Raw genomic sequence first — 22,780 nt, 5'->3', positions numbered from 1 at the left:
CCAACAAAGCTTTCCGAATACCTTTCGGAAAAGCTTTCTTGGAGGAGTTATGGATCTTCTGATCAGCGGTGGCCGCCTCGTCTCCGGCGGGCGCGCCGACGTACTCGTGGACGGTGGCCGGATCTTGGCGGTCGGCCTGTTTCCGGGCGCCCGGGCGGACGAGGTGATCGACGCCGCCGGGCTGATCGTCGCGCCCGGGCTGGTCGACAGCCACCGGCACGTCGGCCAGGCGCCGCTGCGCGGCATCGGCGCCGACATGACGCTCACCGACTACATCACCACCGTCCTCGGCCGGCTCCTTCCGGCGTACGAGCCGGAGGACGCCCACCACGCCACCCTGCTCGGCGCGGCCGAAGCCCTGGATGCGGGCATCACCACGGTCCTCGACTTCTGCAACGTCACCCGCACACCCGAGCACACCGACGCGGTCCTGGCGGCGTACCGGACGGCCGGCATCCGGGCCGTCGTCGGGCACAACAACCCGGCCGACGCGGCCGACGTCCGGCGGATGGCCGGACTGCGCGGGCGGATCACCGGCGCGCTGGCGATCAACGGCCCCGGATTCGGCGACTGGGCCGGCACGGTCCGCGAGATAGAGCTGGGCCGTGAGCTGGGCCTGCTGGTCACCATGCACGCGGGCGGCGGCCCCGGCTCACCGCTGCGCCGGCTGTACGACGAGGGCCTGCTCGGGCCGCACCTGCACATGGTCCACGTCAACGGCCTGTCCGGCGAGGAGGCGAAACTGCTCGCCGAAACCGGAACCGGCGTCACCGTCACGCCGATCGTGGAAGCCACCATGGGGCACGGTGTCTCGGCGTACAGCACGTTCGCGGCAGCCGGAGGCCGGGCCGGACTGGGCGTCGACGTGACGGTCAACGCCCCCGCCGACCTGTTCGAGGCGCTCCGCGACACCCTCCGCTCCCACCGCGCAGCTACCGGCACGATGCATCCTGCCGCCGGCATCCTGGCCGCGGCCACCTCCGACAGCGCCGCCGCGATCGGGCTCGCCGACCGGATCGGAACGATCTCCCCGGGCCGCCGAGCCGACCTGATCCTGCTCGACGGCCTGGCCCACCTGCCGGACGGGCCGGGGCTGGCCAGCGCGGTGGTCACCGTCCTCGGACCGCGCGACGTCCACACCGTCGTCGTGGACGGCCGGATTCTGAAACGCGACGGCGAACTCGTCCATCTCGACCCGCACCGCCTCCGGCAGGCCGGATCGGGCCCGCCGACACGTTGAGGTCGATGTGGATCGCGTCCAAGACCCCGCCAGGGCGATCATCGGGGCAGAATGCCGGATATGGCGCAGACGATGAGTGAGCCGGAGTGGCGGGAGTTCCTCGGCGCGGGGACGCGGACCGGAAAGCTGGCGACGGTACGGGCCGACGGGTCACCGCACGTGGTGCCGGTGTGGTTCGTGGTGGACGGCGACGACCTGGTGTTCAACACCGGCGCCTCGTCGGTGAAGGGGCGGAATCTGGCCCGGGACCCGCGGGCCTCGCTGAGCGTGGACGAGGAGACCCCGCCGTACGCGTTCGTCACCGTCCGTGGCCGCGTCTCCCTCAGCACCGACCTGGAGGACATGCGCGTGTGGTCGACCCGGATCGCCCACCGGTACATGGGCGCCGGCCTGGCCGACCGGTACGGCGCCCGCAACGCCGTCGAGGGTGAGCTGCTGGTCCGCCTGCGTATCGAGCACGTGGTGGCTTTCGGCGGCGTCGCCGACTGAGACGCCGGCCGGGTGCCCGCCGAGGTCAGGCGCCGGGCCGGTCGTCCTCGATCAGCAGCCGCTGGATCACCACGACCAGGTGACCGGCGATGACCAGGACCTGCCGCCGTTCGTCGGCGAGCCCGGCCATCCCGTCGATCCACGGCCGCAGCCCGGCGGCCACGTCGCGCAGCACCTCCGGGGTGCGGGCCAGGATCTCGGCGCCGGGCGGCCAGCGGTCGCCCCAGATCAGCGCGCCGGCCAGCAGCGCCGCGAAGCCGGGGCTCTCCGGCGGGACCTGGGCGAGGTACGCCCTGGTGTCCGCCCGTGCGGCGAGCTCCGGGTACTGGGCGGCCAGCAGCGACCGTGGCCACCAGTCCGGTGACACCCGGGCCTCCCGGACGAACGGGGCCAGCGCCGTCACGTCGGCGACCGCGAACAGTTCCGGGCTGTGCGCCATGTGCGCCGCCAGCAGGGCCCGGCTGTAGTGGTGGGCGCGGCCGGTCTCGTCGGCGTGGAGGAGGTCGGTGACGGTCCGGTGGCCGTCCCAGAACGCCTCCGGGTCGACGTACGCGCGGGCGGCCTGCCCGAGGGCTTCGATCTCACGGTCCGAGCTGGTGATCGCGTACTCGTTGCCGACGGCGCCGTGCCCGGCGTTGAGGACCACGGCGTCGATGCGGGACAGGGCGAGCCACTCGGTGTGCACCGCGGGCTGGGCGGCCGAGGAGCCGCTGCGGGTGATCGCCCAGTCCGGCTCGCCCTCGGGGGAGATGGTGTCCAGGAAGTCGACGGCCAGATAGCCCTGCCAGAGCCGGACCAGCCGGGTCCACCAGTCGTTGCTGTCGTCCGGCGGCGGCACGATCGAGGCCAGCGTCACCGGGTCGCTCTCCACGTGCAGCAGGAGCAGCAGCAGGTTGGCCGTGTAGATCGCGTACCGCTCCATGTAGGTGCCGGCGGACGGTGAGTAGGCGCCGTAGCGGCCGCGGTCCCAGCGGTCCTCGGCCTCGCGCAGCAGTACCCGCAGGATGTCACCGGCACGCCGGGAGCCGTCCGGGCCGGCGTGCAGCTGTTCGATGAACGGCAGCACCGACGAGCCGCCGGAGTTGAGGGTCTGGTGCGACAGCAGCGCGTACAGGCGGTCGTCGTCCCAGTTCTGCGAGGAGGGCCGGTCCCGGGCCCGCCACAGCTCGGCGAGCTCGGTCATCACGAAGTACGCGATCAGGTACTCGCCGAAGGTGGTGTGCAGGAACTCGTAGCTGCGGCCCTCCACACCCTCGTCGACCTCGGAGGCGTGGATGAAGAAGAACCTGCCGAGGACCCGCCGGGCCGCGCTGAGGGCGCCGCCGCGCCGGGTGTTCTGCCGCTGCCGGGGGCCCGGGTCGAGGATCTGGAGGTCGTCGAGGAGGGTCTGCTCCTCGATGTAGTGCTTGCCCCGGTTGAACATGCCGAACGCCGCGATCCCGAGCCGCCACAGTTCGGCCTGGATCGCGGCCTCGTCGCCGGCCGACGTGGCGTCGTCCGGTTTGTTGAGCTCCCGCTCGATGAACCGGCGCAGGATGGCGCCGTAGATCTGCGCCGGGGTGGAGTCCTCCCGCACCGGCGGCAGCCCGTTGGCGGCGCCGTGCAGCACCAGCAGCAGCAACAGCAGCGGCTGGCGGGCGATGTCGCCGTAGGAGAGCACCGACGCGGCCGACGGGATGCCGGCCAGCCCGCCGTGCCGCAGGTACGGGTTGGCCCGTTCCCAGATGTCCAGCCACGCGCCGACCTGCTCGGTGCTGAAGTCCTCCAGTTTGATGACCAGGCAGCCCTCCGGGATGCGGGCCAGGTCGGCGACCAGGGTGCGGGAGGTGACGATGACCGCGACGGGCCGGGACGCCAGCCGTTCGATCCGCTGGAACTCGACCACGTTCTGCAGATAGTTCGACTCGGCGGTGCCGGACGCCTGCATGAACTCGTCGAGCCCGTCGATGAACAGCACCCGGGTCGCGTCGGCGGACGCGTCGCTCAGGTCCGACCAGGAGACCCGCCCGTTGGTGGCCTTGCCGAGCACCGCGGCGACCTGCTGATAGACCGGGGCGCTCGGGTCCGGCACCTGGCGCAGCGGGATCCGGGCGGCGGAGAAGGCGTCGCTGCCGGACAGCCGGGCCGCGCACACCTTGGTGAACATGCTCTTGCCCGAGCCGGGGTGGCCGAGCACCACGAGCGGCCGGTCGTGGCTGCGCGGGGAGGAGAAGTACGCCGCCAGGAAGTTGTCCAGGTCACCGCCGAGCGGGGTGCGTTTCTCCCACCACGACTCGTCGGCCGGGGCCGCCGCGTCGCTCATCACCATCCACCGGTACGCCGGGCTCAGATACCCCTCCTCGATGGCCGGCACCCGCAGGGCCGGAAGATCGTCGGAGACTCCGGCGGCGACCAGCGGCTCCAGCAGCGCCGCCCGGTTGAACTCGGCGACGAACCGGCGCACCTGGCCGGCCTGCCCCCGGGCCGCGCCGGTCAGCGAGGCCATCAGCTTCTCCAGCCGGGCCAGCGACTCGACGGCCTGTCCCGCGGTGGCCTGGGTGGCCTGGTGCTCGCCGAGCATCGCCCAGATCTCGAACTCGCGGACGTCGGCGGCCAGCAGTTTGTACTCGGCGTCGTACCGGCGGACCGCCCGGCCGACCATGTCCTCGATCAGCGGCTGGACCGGGCTCAGCACCTCGGCGCGCTCCCAGACGGCGAAGTTCTGGAAGAACCGGACGCACAGTACGGCCAGTTCCCGGTATCGCGGGGTGATCACGGTGTCCCGGGTGGCGTGGAATCCGCACCCGGCCCACGGCAGCGGCACCGGCGTGGCGACGACCGTCCGGGTCAGCTGTTCCTGGGCGGGGCCGGCGGCGGCGGCCCGTTCGGTGAGCCGCTGCCTGTCCTGCTCGGTGAGCCCGATGCGGTCGTACACCGGCCCGAGGGTTTCCCGGATCGCGGCGAAGAACGCTCCGTGGACCAGGGCGGTGTGGGTGGCGGCCAGGACGTCGGCGCGTTCCGCGACCCGGCCGCCCCGCAGCCGTTCACGGCCTGCCGCGACCAGTCTGCCGAGCAGGCCCACCATCTCGTTCTTCTGGTCCACCCAGCCCCAGGCGGCGAGCCCGGCCGGGCCGGAGGCGAGGATCCCGACGCCGAGCAGCGTGCCGAGAGTGCCGACCCAGCCGTCGTCCGGGCCGGTCAGGATCGTACGCGCGCCTTCCAGACTGTAGGGGGAGGCAGCCATCCGACCCCGTCCGCAGCAGTGAGATCAGTCGATCCGGACCGTCTGATTCGAACACCCGGTCTCCGGTGGGGTCAACACCATCCGGGCGGCCTGGACGGCGCGGGCCGCGACGTCGTCGGCGCTGCTGTCGTTGCGGGAGAAGAAACCGTCCGACCACAGCGTGGTGTAGCCCTGCGCCACCGCGATCGTCGCCTCCACCAGCAGGACCGCGTCCTGGTAGGAGGCCGGGCCGGTGGCGGTGGCCAGGTCGAGCAGGGTGGTCATCAGGGCGCGGGTGTGCTCGCGGCGGGCGTCGTCGGCCAGCGTGTACAGCTCGGGCGCGTAGATCACCTGGAGGCCGGCGCCGGTGCGGGCCACGTGCCGGACATAGGCGCCGGCCGCGGCGGCCAGCCGGTCGGCCGGATCGCCGCCGGCCTCGTCGGCGGCGGCGATGACGGCGGCACGCAGGTCGCGCGCCGCGGCGGCGGAGACCGCGCTGAGCAGGTGGCTCCGGTCGGGGAAGTGCCGGTACGGCGCGGCCGAGCTCACGCCGAGGCGGCGGGCCACGGCGGCGACGGAGAAGCGCTGGAGGCCGCACTCGGCGAGCACCTCGAAGCTGGCCGAGATCAGGGCGGCGCGGAGATCGCCGTGGTGGTAACCGCGATTCGCCGACACCCTTGCCTCCATGTGAGTAGGCTCTTACATTAGCAAGTAAGATACCTCTTACATTGGAGACGGCGTGACCATCCGGCTCGGCTACCAGATCCCCAACTTCACCTATCCCGGCCCGGTCGGCGAGCTCTTCGACACGGTCGTGGCGCAGGCCCGGGAGGCGGAGGCGTCCGGCTTCGACACGGTGCTGGTGATGGACCACCTCTACCAGCTTCCGGGCATCGGCCCCGCGGAGAACGCGATGCTGGAGGCCTACACGACCCTCGGCGCACTGGCCACGGCCACCTCGACGGTGCAACTCTCCGCGCTGGTCACCGGCAACACGTACCGTAATCCCGCACTTCTCGCGAAAACCGTCACGACCCTCGACGTGGTGTCCAAGGGCCGCGCCGTCCTCGGCATCGGCGCCGGGTGGTTCGAGCGTGAACACCACGACTACGGCTTCGAGTTCGGCACCTTCGGCGAGCGGTTCGAGCGGCTCGAGGAGGCGTTGCAGATCGTCACGCCGATGCTGAGGGGCGAGCCCGCCACCCTCGACGGTAAGTGGTACACGGCCCGGGGCGCGATGAACAACCCACGGGTCCGCCCGCACATCCCGGTCATGCTCGGCGGCAGCGGCGAGCGCAAGACGTTCCGCCTGGCGGCGCGCTTCGCCGACCACATGAACATCATCTGCGACGTCGCCGACCTGCCGCACAAACTCGCGGTCCTGCGCCAGAGGTGCGAGGAGATCGGCCGCGACCCGGCCACGCTGGCCACCAGCTACCTGGTGATGGGCATGGTCGGCGAGACCGAGCAGGAGGCCAAGGAGCTCGGCGAGAGCATCCCCGACGATCGCCGCAACCGGGCCTTCCTGGGTACGCCGGACCAGGTCGCCGAGCAACTGCACGAGAAGGTGCTGGGCGCCGGCATCGACGGCATCACCATCAACCTGATCCGCAACGGTCACCGCCCCGGCGTGGTGGCCCAGGTCGGGGCGGCTCTCACACCACTGGCCGGGTAACCGGTCACCGCCGCCTGACGATCACGACGGCCAGCGCGGCCAGAAGCACGGCGGCCGCGGCGGGCAGGCCGTAACGGCGCACCGACGGGCTCCGCCGCGCCCGCTCCCGCAGATCCACCGCGGCGCGGCGGGCCCTGGTCCGCACGTCGGTCTTCGCGGCCAGGGCCTCGACCGTGCCGCCGAGGCCGGCGCGGGTCCGCTCGATCTCGGTGCGCAACTGCTCGGGATTCGTCATGACTGCCGTCCCTCCCTGGCCGCGGCCTTCACCGTCCGCACGTCCGCCTCCACACTGTCCATCGCGGCACGCGGCAGCGGCGGGGCCGCGGCCCGCAACTTGTTCCGGCCGGCCAGCGCGGCCACGCCGGCGGCGGCGAAGACGACCGCCATCACCACCAGCAGGGACAGCCACAACGGCCAGACCAGGTCGAGGGCGACCACGATCAGCGCCAGCAGCAGGCCCAGGCCGTACAGCGCGAGGGTGGCCGCGCCGCCGAGCAGGCCGCCGCCGACACCGGCGCGCTTGCCCTTCTCGGCCAACTCCAGTTTCGCCAGGGCCAGCTCGTCGCGGACCAGGGCCGAGATCTGAGCCGCGGCCTGATTCACCAGGTCCGCGGTGGATGCGCCGCCGTTGGCGCCGGGGTTCGCGTTCGTGGTCACCTTCCTACCTCCTCGCTCCCCATCAGCACTGCCCATCGCTGCCGCGCCGAAACGCGGCGGACCCGGGCGGGTGACCGCCAGGTGCCGGTCCGGGAACGCGCGCGGGGAGGCGTACGCAGACGATCGTGCCGGAGGGCCGCCGCTGGCGCAGGCTGATCTCGCCGCCGTGCAGCCGGACGATGGTCCGGGCCCGGCTGAGGCCCAGCCCGCTGCCCGGGATGCCCTGATGGCGGACGTTGCCTGCCCGGTAGAAGCGGTCGAAGACCCGGTCCCGGTCGGAGTCCGGGGTGCCGCTGCTCGACGATCGACGCCGAGACCCGCAGCGCCTGTCCCACCTCGCGATGGCAGGCCCGGAACCGTTCGGTATGCCGCTGCACGGTCACCTCGTGGGCGACGGCGACCGCACCGAGCCGCTGCCCGCCCCGGCCGGTGATCTGCTGCGCGGTGGTGGCGAAGATCCGGGTACGGCGTTCCGGCACCCGGATGACGATGTCCTCGGCGGCGAGGTGCTCACCACGCCATGCCCGCATGAGCGGGGTCCGCTCCCAGTCGAGCGGATTCCCGTCGGCGTCGAACAGGTGCCGCGGATGGGTGAGGACCAGATCCGCCGGCACCGGGCCGTCCTCGGGCTCGCCGTGCACCCGGCGCAGCGCCCTGTTGATCAGAATGACCCGGCCGCTGTCGTCGCAGGCGACCACCCCCACCGAGAGACTGTCGAGGAGCGCGCTCAGAAACGCGGCGTGCCGTTCCGCGGCGTCCTCGGCGGCCGTCTGAGAGGACAGGTCGGTCAGGAACACGCAGGCCAGTGGCCCGGCCGAGCCGTGCACCACGGAGATCGCGGCCCGCGTGCCCAGACGGTGCCCGTCCCGGCGCCGGACGGTCAGCACGCGAACGATCGGACCGGACGGCCGGGCCGCGAAGAGACGGCCCAGGGCGGCGCCGATCGGCTGGTCCTCGTATTCCGGACGGAACCCGGTGTCGTCGAGGTGACGCCCGCACACCTCGGCCGCGGTCATCCCGAGCAGCTCCTCGGCGGCCCGGTTGAAACCGCGGACCACCCCCTGCGGATCGACGGCGAGGAACGCCTCCTGGACGCTGTCCAGCAGGGCGGCGCCGTCCAGGGGCACGAGCGGGGGGAGAGCGTCGTTCCGGTCCGCCACCGCAGCTCACTCCTGTCGTTTCGGCACTCACGGTTCCACCTGAATGCCCAGGACAATCTTGTCAAAGCGGAACCGCCGGCAACGCCGGAAGCGTGTGGGTCCCGGGTGCGGAACACACTCGAAACCACACGCTTCCGGCGGATGACCATGCCCGGCTGACCGCCCGGTCGCGCCGGATCACCATGCCGCCGGCCCGGACCGCGCGAGAAGACCGGATCGGGTACGCGTTCCTGACGTGAGCCGGCGGGACCCGGCTTCGTTTAGCGAGCGCGCAGAGCGGCCGAGGCGAGCAGCCAGGGCCGCGGAGCCGGGCGGGCGGCGCCCTCAGGTCCGGTCGAGGGCCGCCGATGCGGTAAGCGACCGGACGTCGCCGCCCCCCGATGGAGGACTCATGCCCAGGCTCGCCGACCTCAGCGTGGCCCGAAGGCTGTCCTCCATCGTGGTGGCGGGACTGCTCGTGGCCTTCGCTCTCACCGGCATCGGCCTCTGGTCGCAGGCGCAGATCTCACGGCAGCAGACGATCCTCAACGCCTACACCGCCACCAAGGCCGCCCTCAACCACCTGGACACCAGGGAAGCCGAGTTGAAGGTGGACGCCTACCGGGCGGCCCACGGCGACGACGTGACCACCGACGCCGCCGACGACGTGGTCTCGGCGAACGAGGCCCTGGCGGCGGCCAGCGAGTACCAGTTGGGCGCCGTCAGCGAATCGATCAGCGGGCTGGGCGACAACGTGGCGGCGTTCAGCGCGTTCGTCACCGAATTCGTCGCCGACGCGGTCGCCGACCCACGCAGCGTGACCGACCGGTACGCGTCGATCGCCGAGCAGAACGGCCTCGTCGACGACCAGATCAGCGCCATCCACGAGGTGGTCGACGCCGAGATCGTCGAGAACCAGAAGGCGATGGCGTCGACGAAGGACGCGGCCCGGTGGTGGATGCTCGGGGTGGCCGGCGGTGGCCTGCTCCTGCTGGTGCTGCTGTCGGTGCCACTGGCCCGGTCGATTCTGCGCCCGGTGCGCATGGTCGGCGAGGTGGTGACCGCTCTCGCGCACGGTGACCTGACCCGCCGCACCGGGATCACAGCCCGCGACGAACTCGGCATGATGGCCGCCGCCCTGGACGGCGCGCTGGAGGGCATCCGCACGACGATGCGGCGGATGGCCGAGAACGCCGACACGCTGGCCGGCGCCGCCACCGAGTTGGCGGCGACCAGCCAGGAGATCGCCGGGGCGGCGTACCGGACGGACGAGCAGACGTCGGCCGCCTCCAACGAGGCGGAGGAGATCTCCCGCAACGTGCAGACCGTCGCCGCCGGTGGCGAGGAGATGGGCGTGTCGATCCGGGAGATCTCCGAGAACACGAACCGGGCCGTGCGGATCGCCGGTGAGGCGGTGTCCGAGGCGGCAAACGCCACCCAGCGCATCGAACAGCTCGGCGCTTCCTCGGTGGAGATCGGCAACGTGGTCAACCTGATCACGTCGATCGCGGAGCAGACGAACCTGCTGGCGCTGAACGCGACCATCGAGGCGGCCCGCGCCGGCGAGATGGGCAAGGGGTTCGCCGTGGTGGCCAGCGAGGTGAAGGACCTGGCCCAGGAGACGGCCCGGGCCACCGAGGACATCAGCGGCCGGGTCGCCGCCATCCAGCAGGAGACCGGTGGCGTGGTCGAGGCGATCAGCCGGATCAGCGACGTGATCGCCCGGATCAACGACTACCAGACCACCATCGCCAGCGCCGTGGAGGAGCAGACCGCCACCACCGCCGAGATGAGCCGCAGCATCGGCGAGGTGGCGGGTGGCAGCGGCCGGATCGCGATCAGCATCGCCGAGGTCGCCAGGGCCAGCGCAATCTCGGTGGACGGCATCAGCCAGACGAATCAGGCCAGCGCCGAAGTGGCCCGCACGGCCGAGGAACTGCGCGTTCTGGTCGGCGCCTTCACCATCGACTAGCAGGCCCTCGCCGGCGAAGGCCCGGCAAGCGGCCGAGACCGGCGACCCGGGGCCGGCGGGGCGCCGGCCGGCACGTGGTCACTATGCGGCGCCCATCCGGACACGTGGTGTTGACATTGATCGGTGGAGTCGCGTCTACTTCGTGACGACGCGTTTGGTGGGCTTCGTCACTGCGCGTCGCTCGGACACCTCGACGACCATCGGAGTCCGGTGTGCGTGCGATCCAGAAGCCGCCTGGCGGTCTGCTGAGATCGATGTGGGAACGTGCACGGTCCTTCCCTGGATGTCGTCCCGTGTGCTTCCGGCCAGAAAGGTGGACATCGCCGTGTCGCTCACTTCCGCCGATGTCGGCAAGATCGCGTTCCGGGAGCCACCGGCCGGGGTGCGCGGTTACCACGAGGGTGAGGTCGACAGCTTCCTCGAGGACGTGGCCGGCGAGATGCGGCGGCTCGCCGCCGAGAATCAGGCCCTCGCGGAACGCCTCCAACACGACGACCTGGTCGGTCACCTGCGCAAACTGGAACGGCAATGCGCCCGCGCCCGCGAGCGGGCCGCCGCGCTCCGGGCCGAACTGGACGCCGAGCTGGACAAGTCGCGGGCCGTCGCCTCGCCTACCGCCCCGCACCTGCTGCGGCTCGCCGAGCGCACCGCCGACGAGCACGTGGCCGAAGCCCGGCGCGAGGCCGCCGACCTGCTCGACAAAGCGGGCACCGAGGCGAGCCTGCTGATCAGCGACGCCGAGTTGCGGGCCTCCACGATCGTGGCGGACGCCCGGCACGCCCACGCCGAACGGATCACCGGCCTCGCCGGCAAGCGGGCCGACGCGCTGGCCCGGATCGAGGACCTCCTCGCGGAGGCACGACGGCGGCGTGCGGATCTCGCCGACGACGTCACCTACCGGCTGGGGCGTATGGAAGGGACCCGCTGAGACGCCGGAACCACCGGCCCGGTGACGCCGCCGCCGGCCGGGTCACCGTCGCCAGGACCACCAGCGGCGCTTGCCGGACGGCTCCGGTTCCGGTTCCGGCTCGCTGTGCCGGGACAGGACCAGGGTCGCCAGCCGACGGTCGTCGTCCGTACGGCCCGGCGTCACCAGCATCAGGTTGGCCAGGGACTCCTCGATCGTCACCACACGGGGCGCCCGTGCCGCCGCCTCCAGCCGGGCGCGCACCGCACCACGCACCTCGTCCCGCAGCTCCGGCTCCCGGTAGGCGGCCGTCACCAGGGCGAACAGCGCCGCGTCGGTCACCCAGTCCTCGGCGCCGAACGCCAGATCCAGCAGCACCGCGCGGCGCGTCGACGTGGCCCACGGCTCGTGGCGGGCGTGCTGGAGGATGCCCAGGCACACCCACGGCTGCAGGAACCGGAACCAGTACGGCGGATTGTCCCGGCTCAGGAACTCCCAGCGCGGCGTGTCCGGCGGGGCCGGCTGGTGCACGAGCAGACCCAGCAGGTCCTCGATCGGGCACGCGCCCAGCGGCTCCGCCTTCAGACAGCCGGACACCGGTGACGGCCACGGCTCGCCGCCCACCTCGTGCAGCAGCTCGACGGCGGCCCGCGAGGGGGCCGGTACGTTCGGGACGGGCAGCTCCCCGTCGTAGCGCCACACCGCGTACCGGCCGGGGCGCAGCGGCGTGCGGATGTCCGGCTCCGGGAACTCCGCGATCTGGATCTCGGCCGGGCCGCAGATCCGCTGGAAGGCGTGGATGGCACTGGGCGCCTCGGCCGCCGACAGGCCCAGGCCGCTCAGCTCCAGCCGCTCACCCTTGGCGATGCGCTGACCGACGTCGGTGGCGATGTTGGAGATCGCCTCGCTGGGCATCGGCACCCAGTTCAGCCACGGCCGCCGGGAACACGCCATCGCGTACAGGATCTCGGTCATTCCGCAGGCGTGCGGATCGTCGTAGACCGCGACCAGGTCGGCGACGTCCCCGCCCTCGCGGAAAGCGAGAGCGTGCCGGGCCGCGTCCCGGTGCTCGAACCCGCTGTCGCCGGCCAGTCGGCGCAGATCGGCATCGACATCGTCGGAGAACATGGCGGGCAGCGTAACCGGCACGCCGCGGCGGTGATCGATCGGGATCTCAGGCTGCCGCGACGTCCCGACCTGGGCGGGCGGCGACCCGGCCCTACGCGACCCGGCAGAGCGCGGGCCGGTGGCTCGGGCCGGGGCCGGGTGGCGGTGTGGTGGCCGGATCCTCGGCCACCACCGTCCAGCGGCTGGGTGCTCTCGCTGGGCCGCCGGCCCAGCGACGCCGGTCACGCCTCCTTGATGGCCACGCCGCAGTACTGGTTGACGTCGACGTCGCCGGTGTTCGCGTCCGGGCGCCACTGGTTGCACGGCACGACGCCGGGCTCGAGCAGGCGCAGGCCGTCGAAGAACGCGGTGATCTCCTGGGAGCTGCGGTACTTGATCTTCGGGGTGCCGCGTTCGTTCCAGAAGTCGACGATGCGGTGCGCCTCGGCCGTGTTGATGTCGTGGCAGCCGTGCGCGATCGCCAGATAGCTGCCCGGCGGCAGCGCGTCGACGAGGCGGCGGACCACCGCGTACGCCGACTCGTCGTCCCGCAGGAAGTGCACGATCCCGAGCAGGGTCAGCGCGATCGGCTGGGAGAAGTCCAGGGTGTCCGCGGCGGCCCGCAGAATCGTGTCGGGGTCGTTCAGATCCGCCTCGACGTAGTTGGTCACACCCTCCGGGGTGCCGGCCAACAGCGCCCGGGCGTGCACCAGCACCAGCGGATCGTTGTCGACGTAGACCACCTTCGTCTCCGGGGCCACCTGCTGCGCCACCTGGTGCGTGTTGTCGGCGGTCGGCAGGCCCGTGCCGATGTCCAGGATCTGGCGGATGCCACCGTCGCGGACCATGTGCTCCACCGAACGGCGCAGGAATTTGCGGTCCTCCCTGGCCAGCGCGACGATCGACGGCAGCATCCCGGCGATCGCGTCACCGGCCTCCCGGTCCGGCTTGAAATTGTCCTTGCCGCCGAGCCAGTAGTTCCACAAACGCGCCGAATGTGGGGTGCTGGTGTCCACGAGCCGCCTCCATGCGTCCACAGTGGTCATCGAAGGTTCTTATGATGGCAGGGCCCCGGGAATGTACGGGCAGGTGGGTTCCTCGGCGAGCACGTCACCGGTCGTCGCGTACGCCCGGGCCCGGGAGCCGCCGCAGATCGTGCGGAATTCGCACACGCCGCACCGGCCGCCCAGACGATCCGGGTCACGCAGCTCGGTGAACAGCGGGGACGAGCGGTAGATGTCGGTCAGCGGCTGCTCGCGCACATTGCCGGCGGCCAGCGGAAGGAAGCCGCTCGGGAACACGTCACCGCGGTGGGAGACGAAGACGAAACCGTTGGCGGCGCTGACCCGAAGGGGTGCGCGCCGGGCGCGGCGTCCGCCGTCCAGCAGACCCAGCGCGTCCAGTTCGCGGCGCAGCCGGTGATAGAGGGGACCGCGGCCGGCCGGGCTCAGACCGGCGCTGCGCTGAACGCAGACGCGGCGAAACTGATGTGCCTCGGTGGTCTTGACCGGGATCGTCTCGCCCACGTCGTAGAGGACGTGCAGGACGTCCTCGGTGTCCTCGGCGCCCAAGGCCGACAGGGCGGAACCCCGGCCGGTCTGCACCAGGAAGAAGACGCTCCAGAGCAGGGCGCCGTGGTCGCGAACCAGAGCGGCGATGCGCGGCAGCTCGTCGACCGTGTCCGCGGTCACCGTGGTGTTGATCTGCACCTTCAGGCCCAGCTCCCGGGCCTCCCGCCACGCCCGCAGCGTCGCGGCGAAAACGCCGCTCACGCCCCGGAACCCGTCATGAGTGGTGGGGCCGGCGGCGTCGACGCTCAGCGAGATCGCCCGGGCGCCGGCCTCCCTGAGGCCGTGCAGCGCCTCACGGGTCAGCGTCGGCGTGCCGGACGGCGACACCGACATGGCCAGACCGAGACCGGCGCCCTCGCGGACCAGGGTGTTCAGGTCGGGGCGCTGGAAAGGGTCACCGCCGGTGATCACGAACAGCGGCGCCGGGCGGCCGAACGCGGCGACCTGGCCCATCAGCTCGACGGCCTCGGCGGTGGAGAGCTCGGCGGAGTCCCTGCGCGGGCGGGCTTCCGCCCGGCAGTGGCGGCAGGCAAGGGGGCAGGCTTGGGTGGCCTCCCAGATCACGATGAACGGGCGCGCGGCGCTGTCCTGCCGGGGTGTCCGAACTCCGGTCACCGTGCCCGCCCGCACCAAATCTCCTTACCCTGCCTGCCGCCTGCGCTCGTTGCCGGCTCGTGGCCGGAACAAGAGCACTCTCCATCGGGCGCCGCCGGCCCGGCCAGGGCCGACGGCACCGGAACAGGGGCCACAGGTCACGTCCTGCCGACGGCCGGGACGTCCCCGCGCCGGCGGGTCCACGCCCCCAGATAGGCGAACGGCACCAGCAGAAGCAGATCGACCGCGTGGATGAGAATCTCCTCGCGGGTGATCCGGCTCAGCGGGAACGCCAGCCCACCGGCCGCGAGAAGCACTCCGATCAGAGCCGGAACGATCCTGCGGCGCAGCAGGAAGACACCGAGGGCCACCAGCGACAGCGGGAAGAGCGGCCCGCAGATCCAGTACAGGACGGTCGCGGCGAGGGGCTCGGTGTCGAGGAGCTCGACCGTCCGCGCGTGGGAGGCGCCGAAGAGCACCTCATGAATCGACTGAACACCGAACGCCATCCCTCCGGTCACGCCGAACACGGTGACCGGAAACAGCACGGCGGTGACCCGTGGTGACTCGGGCCGCAGCCGTTGGTAGAGATCGGCGAACCCGATCAACCAGCAGGCGAGCCCCAGCACCCCCAGCGTCGCACCGGTGGCGTCCGGGCCGTCGCCCTTCCAGTAGAACCCCGCGGCGGCGTTGAGCGCCGCACCAAGAAAGAGAAACATGCCGGCGACGTTAGGAACGATGAGAGCGCGCCGAATCCCACCGACGTGGTAGCGACCCCGGCCCCCGGCGGTATGCGCCGGCGGAGCCACACCGCCGGGCCGCCCGCGCGAGCCGGTCATCGTCCGGGTGGCCGGGCCAGTCCCCAGCGATAGGCGAACACCACGAGCTGCGCCCGGTCCCGGGCCCCGAGTTTGGTCATGGCCCGGTTGGTGTGGGTCTTCGCGGTGGCCGGGCTCATCCGCAGACGGCCGGCGATCTCGGCGGTGGAGAGACCGTCCGCCACCATCGCCACCACCTCCCGCTCCCGCCCGGTGAGGGCGGCGACACCCGGCGGCGGTGGCGTGCCGCCGGCGAACGCGTCGATCAGGCGACGGGTCACCGCGGGCGCGAGCAGGGCCTGCCCGGCGGCGACCACCCGGACGGCATGCCGCAGCTCATCGGGGCTGACGTCCTTGAGCAGGAACCCGACGGCCCCGCTCCGCAGCGCGGTGTACACGTACTCGTCCAGCTCGAAGGTCGTCAGCATGATCACTTTGACCCCGGGCAGCCGGTCGTCACCGAGGATCCGCCGGGCGGCGGTGAGACCGTCGGTCCCGGGCATGCGGACGTCCATCAGGATCACGTCCGGGCGATGAGCACGTGTCAGCGCGATCGCCTCGTCACCGTCGGCGGCCTCGCCGACCACCTCGATGCGTTCGTCCCGCTCGAGCAGCACCCGGAATCCGGCACGGACCAGAGTCTCGTCGTCGGCGATCAGGACCCGGACAGTCATCCCCACTCCCGCCGTCGCACTCATGCGGGCAGCCATCCGCGGACCTGGAAGCCGCCCTCGGGACCCGGGCCGGCTCGCACCCATCCGCCGAGGCCGTGAGCTCGCTCGATCATGCCGCGCACGCCGTTGCCCGGTGGGCCACCGCCGCCGCCTCGCCCGTCGTCGTCGACAGCGAGCGTCAGGCCACCGGGGAGGTAGCCGACGCGGACCTCGATGCGCCGGGCGCCGGAGTGCTTCACCGCGTTGGCCACCGCCTCCTGCACGATCCGGTAGGCGGTCGACTCGACCGCGCGGGGCAACGGCCGCGGTGTGCCCTCCTGCAACAGCGCCGCCCCGATTCCCTGGACCAGAGCGGGAAGCCGGTCGAGAGTCGGCGCCGGCGGCGCGGGCTGGGCGGGCCGCGCCGGAGCGTCCCGCGAACCGTCCCCGGCACGAGCCGGGTCCTCATCGGGTGAGGTGGGCCGGCTGCCGTCCCGGAGGACGCCGACCGCCGCCCGCAGCTCCGTCATCGCCTCGCGCGCCGCCTGCCGCACCCTGTCCAGCGCGGCCCGGGCACCGTCCGGATCGTCGCGTTGCACCTCCGCCGCCACTCCGGCCTGCACCGCGACGACCGCAAGGGTGTGCGCGGTGATGTCGTGCAACTCGCGTGCGATCCGGATCCGCTCCTGTGTCAGGCGCTGCTCCCTCTCGGCGGCCGCCAGCGCCAGCCTCTCCCGGCGTCCGCGGACCACCTCACCGAGCAGCAGCGCCGCGACGAACACTCCGGTGGAACCGTCCAGAGTGGCGTCCAGCGGGCCGACCCCGGCGACCGCCATCCGGCTCCGCGCATCCACGAGGATGAGGACCGCGGCCACGCCCAGACCCCGACGGCGTGACCGGGCCACCGCCACCGAGTAGAGGGCCACCCACACCGGCACGGCCGGGGCGCCGCCCGGATAGCGCAGGATGTGATAGGCGAAGAACAGCGCGCCGACGACCGCGAGCGTCAGCGCGGGCAGACGGCGCCGTGCCAGCAGGGCCGCCGCCATAGCGATCACCAGGCCGTAACCCAGCGGGTCGGGGGCGCGGTCCGCCGGCAGCACCGGCGCGACCGCCACCCGGGTCACGGCCAGCAACATGGCGATCACGGCCGGCCCGACGACCGGTGTCCAGCGCCGCATGTCACCACGGTAGGGAAGCCGTCGGCCCACCGCATACCACGAACGTGGTAGACGACTGCCGGGCGCCGGGATCGCGCCGGCTCCCCGGCCGCCGGACATCAGGCGTCCAGGAACTTGAGGACGGCCAGCACCCGCCGGTGATCGCCGTCGGTGGGCGGAAGGCGGAGCTTGGTGAAGATGTTGCTCACATACTTCTCCACGGCGCTCTGCCCGACACCGAGCGTCTCCATGATCCCGGAATTGGAGCGGCCCTCGGCCATCAGGCGCAACACCTCGTTCTCCCTCGGGGTGAGGCTTTCCCGCGGATCCTCGCGATGGCGTCTGACCAGTAGTTGCGCCACCACCTCCGGATCCAGGGCGGTGCCGCCCGTCCCGACCCGGCGCAACGCGTCGAGGAACTCGCCGACATGGGCCACCCGATCCTTGAGCAGGTAGCCGATCGCGCTGGTCGAGCCGGACAGCAGCTCGGCGGCATACCGCTCCTCGACATACTGCGAGAGGACCAGCAGCGCCACCTCGGGGTGCAGCCGGCGGATCGCCAGCGCCGCCCGGATGCCCTCGTCGGTGTGGGTCGGCGGCATCCGTACGTCGATGACCGCCAGGTCCGGGTGGTGCTCGGACACGGCGTCCAGCAGGGCCGCGCCGTCGCCCACGGCGGCCACCACCTCGAAGCCGCCGTCATTCAGCAATTTGGTCAGACCGGCGCGCAACAGCACCGAGTCCTCGGCCAGGACTACTCGCATGGCAACTCCACGGTCACGACGGTCGGCCCACCGGCGGGGCTGTGCACCGACATCGTCCCGTCCACCGCGGCCGCCCGCTGCGCCAGCCCGCTCAGCCCGCCACCGGCGGCGATGCCGGCGCCACCGGCTCCGTCGTCGTGGACCTCGATGCGCAGCCGGTCGCCGGCGCGGTGCGCCCTCACCCTGGCGTGTGAGGCGCCGGCGTGCTTGGCCACATTGGTGAGAGCCTCCGAGACGGTGAAGAACGCGATCGCCTCGACCGCCGGCGAGCAGCGCGGCTGGACGTCGACCTCGACCCGCACCGGAACGGGAGCGCGTGCGGCGATCCCCGACAGAGCCGCGTCGAGGCCACGGTTGTCCAGCACGGCGGGATGCAGGCCCCGCACGAACTCGCGCAGCTCCTGAAGGGCGGCCACCGCCTCGTCGTGCGCGGCCTCGATCACCTCGCGCTCCGGTGACGCCGGAAGCGCCGCCCGGGCCATCCCGAGATTCATCGCCAGCGAGACGAGGCGTTGCTGGACACCGTCGTGCAGATCCCGCTCGATGCGCCGGCGCTCGGTGTCGGCCGCCTCGACGACCTCGGCCCGGCTGCGGGCGAGCGACTCCACCCGGGCGGCGAGCCGCTCGGTCCGGCCGGGCCCGAGCAGGGCGCCGGCCATCGTCACATCCAGCTCGGCGAGGCGGCGCGCGGCCGGCGGCGCCACGATCAGGAGCACTCCTGGTACGTCCACCGCGATCGCGTAGAGCAGGAACAGCAGCTGGCGCCAGGTGCTCGGGGTGCGCCACGGATCGACGAAACCCCACCAGCCGTCACGGGACGACCGGGCCGGCCCCTCGATGACGATCCCCATCGTCCTGCGGAAGCGGTGCCGTTGCCGGTCGGCCAGCCCTCGTGTCGCCGCGACCAGCGCGAACGGCCCACCGAGCACAGTGGCGGCATAGAGCCAGACGAGCACGCCGCCCCCGGTCGGGTCCGCGATGAGACTCAGCAGCGCCGCACCCCACACCAGGACGACGGCGCTCAGCCACAGCGCGGCGACCGCGCCCTGGCCCGCTCCGGTGAGCAGGTGCAGCGCCACCCGCGGAGTGCTCGATGTGCTCATGGGTTATATGGTGCTGCCGGGCGCGGGCCGCGGACAGCGGGCAGGCCCCTCTCCCGAAGGTGGGGAAATCCCCACCCGGCGAGAGTCGGCTCCCCCTTTCACGGCAGGACGTCGGCGCCGCCCCCCCGGCTCGGCGAATGTCATGAATCCTCACCTGGAAGGACGCATGACCCGATGACTCCTGGGAATGCGCGCGCCATGAGACTGATGTCGCCACGCCGTCAGCGGGCCCTGCACCCGGCCGGCCGTTCGATGACCGGCGAACTGCGGGTGTGGGGATGTCCGCGGCCGGTCGGCTCCACACTTCTCGACATGCCGGGACTCCACCGGGTGACCGTCCGGCTCTCCAAAGGGCTCGGGACCCGGGGTGACCGCCCCGATGTGCGCGGTGTCGCGATCCGGGTGGCGCGGCCGGAGGGCGTCAACGATCTGCTGCTGTCCACCGTCGGGCTGTTCGGCCGGGTGCCGGTGCCGCGGCGGAGTTTCGACGCCGACTACGGGACGATCACGCCGTACCGGGCCGGGCTCGGCAAGGTCCATCTCGCGGCCGGGCCGGACCGCACCGGACGGCCGATCGGCCGCAGCCTCGACGCTCTCGATGCCGGTGGCGGGCTGATCCTCTACGCGGTCAGGGACGGCGTGCGGCAGCCGTTCGGCAAGCTCACCCTCGGCGCCTTCCTGCCCGCGACGGCGGATGCCGAACTGGCCTTCGACCCGATCCGCAACACCACCGAGGACCTGTACCCGACCGGCCGGCTGCACGCCACCCGTGCCTTCGCCTACCGGCTCAGCCAGCGCTGGCGCGGCGCCCGGCCGGCACCGTCCAACCCGCCCGCGGTCGCCCGGACGGCAACCAACCGCTGACTCGCGGCCGCGGATGACCGCCAACCGCTGATTCACGGCTGCTTCAGCGTCCTGGACAGGCCCGATGGGGTTTTTCGCTGACCCGCCCAGTCTTCCGGCAGCGTGGTGAGAACCCGGTGTGGAGTTCGTGCCCGAACTCCACACCGGAACCACCACTCCGCGATCGACACCCGCAACGGGTGTGAATCTCCGGTTCGGGATGCCGGGTAGCAGCCCCATCCGTGATCACCATGGCGGATCGGCAAACGGTGATACCGAAAGCTACAGCCTGCTTTCACGTCGCCTACGTTCCTCACCAGACCGTCAGCACCACGTGGTTGACCAACAACGCGGTCCCGGCCTGGAAGCACAGCCAGCCGCGCCGGTCCGGTGCGGGCAGCAGGACGGCGGCGGCCGGGAACCAGATCGCGAACGGCAGCCAGATCCGCTCCACCTCGGCCTTGCTCAGCCCGGACAGGTCGGCGGCGATCACCGCCGCCGCGGCGGCCAGGCACATCACCACCGCGGGCGGGTGCCGGACCAGAGCCGGCCGCGAAAGGAGGCGGGGTCCAGGCGGCCGAGGGAGACGGTGGAGGCCGGGCGGCCGCGCGCTCCAGACGGTCGTCACCGCGTGCCGCAGCATCACCGCGGCCGCCGGGCCGGCGCTCAAGGCCAGCGCGGCGAGGTTCGCCCAGATCCAGTACGCGTACGGCCGTTCGGCGGCCACCCCCTGGTAGTAGCGCTGCTGGACCGCCTGGTAGCCGCCCCACCAGTCGAAACCCAGCAGGCTGAACCCGCCGGCCACAATCGCCGCGCCGAGAACGGCCCACCCCAGCTGCCCGCAAAGGGCCGCCCGGGACCGCGACGACCGGGCGCCCACCACCACGGCCAGGGCGGGCAGGGCCAACAGGACCAATCCGTAGGAGAGGTACGCGCACCCGGCCAACCCGGCGCCGCCGCCCACGACCGCCCACCGCGACGGCCGGGTCAACCCCACCGCCAGCAGGGCTGTCGCGACCGCCGCCACCCCGGTGAACAGGCCGTCGGCGGAGACGCCCACCCACACCGCCCCGGGGAACAGCACGAGGAACGGCACCGCCGCCCGCGCCGCCGCCTCGTCACCGAGGGCCCGCAGTGTGACCGCGACCGCCACCGTCGCCAGACATCCGGCCAGCACGCACACCACCGCGGCCCACCCGCCGCCGGACAGGCCGAGCCGGTCCAGGCCGACGAACACCAGCAGGGCGCCGGGCGGATGGCCGGCCACGTGGGTGGTCCACGGGTCGGCTGTGCCGTCGACGATCCGCCCGGTGAAGCCCCGCAGCATGGCCGGGACGTCGGTCACGCCCGGCACCTCGCTGAGATATTCGAACCGGGTCGTCAACCGGCCCGCCACACCGCGTTGCCAGCCGTCCACCAGCGCCAGCGAGAACGTCCACGCCACCGACGCCACCCAGGCCAGGTACAGCAGCCGCGGCCAGCGGAGACGTCCGGCGAGCCCCGGGCCCCACCGGACGACGGCGACCGCCAGCCCGGCAGCCAGTGGGGTGCCCGGGCCGAGGTGCGGAGCGAACCGGGCGAACAACGGCGCCGCCGGCGCGTGCACCGGTCTGCCCACGAGATGAAGCACGGCCGCGGCCAGCGACGCGGCGGCCACCAGCCCGCAGACGGCCGCCAGCGTCCACCGGTCGGCGGGCGGGGACGGCCACGCCCGCCGCGATCCGTGCGGAAGCCCGTTCGGCGCCCTCAGCCACGCAGCGGCGCGCACGCGAACTCCCGCACCCCGTCGGCCGGCGCCACGACGGCCTCGAACCCGAGTTCGGAGGCCGCCCGGTCCGGCGCGGCGACCACGTGCCGCACATCGCCGAGCCGGAACTCGCCGGTCACCTCCGGGCGCGGCCCGCCGAAGGCGTCCGCCAGCAATCCGGCCATCTCACCCACGGTGATCGGACGGCCCGAGGCGATGTTGTACGGCCGGAAGCCCGGCCCCGAGCCCAGCGCCGCCACGTTGGCCGCCGCCACATCGCTCACGTGCACGAAGTCCCGCCGCTGGCCACCGTCCTCGAACACCCGTGGCGCCCGGCCGGCCTCCAGCGCGGACCGGAAGATCGCCGCCACCCCGCTGTACGGCGTGTCCCGTGGCATGCGTGGCCCGTACACGTTGTGGTAGCGGAGCGCGGCCACCGCGGCGCCGGACTCGCGGGCCCAGATCGCGCACAGATGCTCCTGGGCGACCTTGGTCGCCGCGTAGACGCTGCGCGGGTCCAGGGGCGCCTCCTCGCCGACCCGTCCGGCCGTCAACGTCGCCGCGCACACCGGGCAGCACGGCTCGAACCGGCCCGCCACCAGGTCGTCCGCGTCCCGTGGCGCCGGCCGCACCGGGCCGTGTGTGCCGCACCGGTAGGCGCCTTCGCCGTACACCACCATGGAACTCGCCAGCACCAGCCGCCGGATCCCGGCCTCCGACATGGCCGCCAGCAGCACGGCGGTTCCCAGGTCGTTGCATCCGACGTACTCGGGAAGGTCCTGTGGCCCGGCGCCGAGGCCGACGAGCGCCGCTTGATGGACCACCGCGCCGACCCCGCGAAGCGCGGCTCCCACCGCCGTCCGGTCACGGAGGTCGGCCCGGTGCAGGGCGACCCCGTCCGGAGCCGCCGGTGGGACGCGGTGCGCGGCCGGATGGCCGACGTCCAGGACGGACACGTCATGGCCCGCCGCCAGTAGGGCCGAGGTGACGTGCGAGCCGATGAACCCGGCGCCGCCGGTCACGAGAACGTGTGTCATGCCGGCGACCGTAGGCCCGGTCGGCGGTTCCGTCAGCGGTCCGGGCCGATCCGTCAGCGGTTCGTAAGGACTCTGCCGGACGTCTCCGTTTCGTAAGATTCG

General features: G+C 72.6%; 21 protein-coding genes and 1 pseudogene. 6 read left to right on the top strand and 16 right to left on the bottom strand.

Annotation, left to right across the window (positions count from 1 at the left end):
* Nucleotides 1-49: 49 nt before the first annotated feature.
* Nucleotides 50-1,240, top strand: a complete 1,191-nt coding sequence (locus AB0I88_RS04095) for an amidohydrolase family protein (protein ID WP_361018046.1) — start codon at nucleotides 50-52, stop codon at nucleotides 1,238-1,240.
* A 60-nt stretch (nucleotides 1,241-1,300) separates the two neighbouring features.
* Nucleotides 1,301-1,729, top strand: a complete 429-nt coding sequence (locus AB0I88_RS04090; protein WP_361018044.1) for a PPOX class F420-dependent oxidoreductase — start codon at nucleotides 1,301-1,303, stop codon at nucleotides 1,727-1,729.
* Between the two features lie 25 nt (nucleotides 1,730-1,754).
* Here the strand turns inward: AB0I88_RS04090 and AB0I88_RS04085 are convergent, their stop codons facing one another.
* Together AB0I88_RS04085 and AB0I88_RS04080 are read right to left on the bottom strand one after the other, a co-directional pair.
* Nucleotides 1,755-4,952 (bottom strand): hypothetical protein, encoded by a 3,198-nt coding sequence (locus AB0I88_RS04085; protein WP_361018042.1) that lies wholly within the window; start codon nucleotides 4,950-4,952, stop codon nucleotides 1,755-1,757.
* A gap of 24 nt (nucleotides 4,953-4,976) precedes the next feature.
* Entirely contained in the window at nucleotides 4,977-5,606 is a 630-nt protein-coding gene (locus AB0I88_RS04080) for a helix-turn-helix domain-containing protein (RefSeq protein WP_361018040.1), read from the bottom strand.
* A gap of 64 nt (nucleotides 5,607-5,670) precedes the next feature.
* Between AB0I88_RS04080 and AB0I88_RS04075 the strand changes: the two genes are divergently transcribed.
* The gene (locus tag AB0I88_RS04075) at nucleotides 5,671-6,606 is read left to right on the top strand and encodes an LLM class F420-dependent oxidoreductase (protein ID WP_361018038.1); all 936 of its coding nucleotides are present in this window, start codon (nucleotides 5,671-5,673) and stop codon (nucleotides 6,604-6,606) included.
* A gap of 4 nt (nucleotides 6,607-6,610) precedes the next feature.
* On the opposite strand, the gene AB0I88_RS04070 is transcribed toward AB0I88_RS04075, so the two are convergent.
* From AB0I88_RS04070 to AB0I88_RS04055, 4 genes and pseudogenes are all read right to left on the bottom strand, one after another.
* Nucleotides 6,611-6,841 carry a DUF3618 domain-containing protein gene (locus tag AB0I88_RS04070; RefSeq protein WP_361018037.1) on the bottom strand — a complete coding sequence of 77 codons (231 nt, stop codon included), beginning with the start codon at nucleotides 6,839-6,841 and terminating at the stop codon, nucleotides 6,611-6,613.
* Complete coding sequence (locus tag AB0I88_RS04065; protein ID WP_361018035.1) at nucleotides 6,838-7,263, bottom strand: phage holin family protein; 426 nt, start codon at nucleotides 7,261-7,263, stop codon at nucleotides 6,838-6,840. Before AB0I88_RS04065 ends, AB0I88_RS04070 begins: the two co-directional genes overlap by 4 nt.
* A 22-nt stretch (nucleotides 7,264-7,285) precedes the next feature.
* Nucleotides 7,286-7,606, bottom strand: a complete 321-nt coding sequence (locus AB0I88_RS04060; RefSeq protein ID WP_361018398.1) for an ATP-binding protein — start codon at nucleotides 7,604-7,606, stop codon at nucleotides 7,286-7,288.
* Between the two features lie 274 nt (nucleotides 7,607-7,880).
* Nucleotides 7,881-8,390, bottom strand: a pseudogene (locus AB0I88_RS04055) (PAS domain S-box protein); the annotation flags it as partial.
* Nucleotides 8,391-8,814: 424 nt separating this feature from the next.
* Between AB0I88_RS04055 and AB0I88_RS04050 the strand changes: the two are divergent.
* The gene (locus AB0I88_RS04050; protein ID WP_361018033.1) at nucleotides 8,815-10,374 is read left to right on the top strand and encodes a methyl-accepting chemotaxis protein; all 1,560 of its coding nucleotides are present in this window, start codon (nucleotides 8,815-8,817) and stop codon (nucleotides 10,372-10,374) included.
* A 325-nt stretch (nucleotides 10,375-10,699) separates the two neighbouring features.
* Nucleotides 10,700-11,302, top strand: coding sequence for a DivIVA domain-containing protein (locus AB0I88_RS04045; protein WP_361018031.1), 603 nt, complete (start codon nucleotides 10,700-10,702; stop codon nucleotides 11,300-11,302).
* A gap of 42 nt (nucleotides 11,303-11,344) precedes the next feature.
* On the opposite strand, the gene AB0I88_RS04040 is transcribed toward AB0I88_RS04045, so the two are convergent.
* From AB0I88_RS04040 to AB0I88_RS04005, 8 genes are all read right to left on the bottom strand, one after another.
* Nucleotides 11,345-12,409, bottom strand: coding sequence for a hypothetical protein (locus AB0I88_RS04040; RefSeq protein ID WP_361018029.1), 1,065 nt, complete (start codon nucleotides 12,407-12,409; stop codon nucleotides 11,345-11,347).
* A 221-nt stretch (nucleotides 12,410-12,630) separates the two neighbouring features.
* Complete coding sequence (locus AB0I88_RS04035; protein WP_361018027.1) at nucleotides 12,631-13,434, bottom strand: SAM-dependent methyltransferase; 804 nt, start codon at nucleotides 13,432-13,434, stop codon at nucleotides 12,631-12,633.
* Between the two features lie 9 nt (nucleotides 13,435-13,443).
* On the bottom strand, nucleotides 13,444-14,589 hold the full coding sequence (locus AB0I88_RS04030) for a TIGR04053 family radical SAM/SPASM domain-containing protein (protein WP_361018025.1): 1,146 nt from the start codon (nucleotides 14,587-14,589) through the stop codon (nucleotides 13,444-13,446).
* A gap of 122 nt (nucleotides 14,590-14,711) precedes the next feature.
* Complete coding sequence (locus AB0I88_RS04025; RefSeq protein ID WP_361018023.1) at nucleotides 14,712-15,272, bottom strand: hypothetical protein; 561 nt, start codon at nucleotides 15,270-15,272, stop codon at nucleotides 14,712-14,714.
* A gap of 116 nt (nucleotides 15,273-15,388) precedes the next feature.
* Nucleotides 15,389-16,045 (bottom strand): response regulator transcription factor, encoded by a 657-nt coding sequence (locus AB0I88_RS04020; RefSeq protein ID WP_361018021.1) that lies wholly within the window; start codon nucleotides 16,043-16,045, stop codon nucleotides 15,389-15,391.
* Nucleotides 16,046-16,065: 20 nt separating this feature from the next.
* Nucleotides 16,066-17,205 carry a histidine kinase gene (locus AB0I88_RS04015; RefSeq protein WP_361018019.1) on the bottom strand — a complete coding sequence of 380 codons (1,140 nt, stop codon included), beginning with the start codon at nucleotides 17,203-17,205 and terminating at the stop codon, nucleotides 16,066-16,068.
* Nucleotides 17,206-17,303: 98 nt separating this feature from the next.
* Nucleotides 17,304-17,948, bottom strand: a complete 645-nt coding sequence (locus AB0I88_RS04010; protein ID WP_361018017.1) for a response regulator transcription factor — start codon at nucleotides 17,946-17,948, stop codon at nucleotides 17,304-17,306.
* Nucleotides 17,939-19,051 (bottom strand): histidine kinase, encoded by a 1,113-nt coding sequence (locus tag AB0I88_RS04005; RefSeq protein ID WP_361018015.1) that lies wholly within the window; start codon nucleotides 19,049-19,051, stop codon nucleotides 17,939-17,941. Before AB0I88_RS04005 ends, AB0I88_RS04010 begins: the two co-directional genes overlap by 10 nt.
* Nucleotides 19,052-19,249: 198 nt before the next feature.
* Here AB0I88_RS04005 and AB0I88_RS04000 point away from each other — a divergent pair, with 198 nt between their 5' ends.
* Complete coding sequence (locus AB0I88_RS04000) at nucleotides 19,250-19,915, top strand: hypothetical protein (protein WP_361018012.1); 666 nt, start codon at nucleotides 19,250-19,252, stop codon at nucleotides 19,913-19,915.
* 292 nt (nucleotides 19,916-20,207) lie between these two features.
* Here the strand turns inward: AB0I88_RS04000 and AB0I88_RS03995 are convergent, their stop codons facing one another.
* Nucleotides 20,208-21,662 carry a hypothetical protein gene (locus tag AB0I88_RS03995; RefSeq protein ID WP_361018010.1) on the bottom strand — a complete coding sequence of 485 codons (1,455 nt, stop codon included), beginning with the start codon at nucleotides 21,660-21,662 and terminating at the stop codon, nucleotides 20,208-20,210.
* Nucleotides 21,641-22,678: an NAD-dependent epimerase/dehydratase family protein gene (locus AB0I88_RS03990; protein WP_361018008.1), complete on the bottom strand. Its 1,038-nt coding sequence runs from the start codon at nucleotides 22,676-22,678 to the stop codon at nucleotides 21,641-21,643. The genes AB0I88_RS03995 and AB0I88_RS03990 overlap by 22 nt, the downstream gene beginning before the upstream one ends.
* Nucleotides 22,679-22,780: the final 102 nt, after the last annotated feature.

It is taken from the genome of Actinoplanes sp. NPDC049802, assembly GCF_040656595.1.
Lineage (GTDB): Bacteria > Actinomycetota > Actinomycetes > Mycobacteriales > Micromonosporaceae > Actinoplanes.
This window is presented reverse-complemented; position numbering and strand designations above follow the sequence as displayed.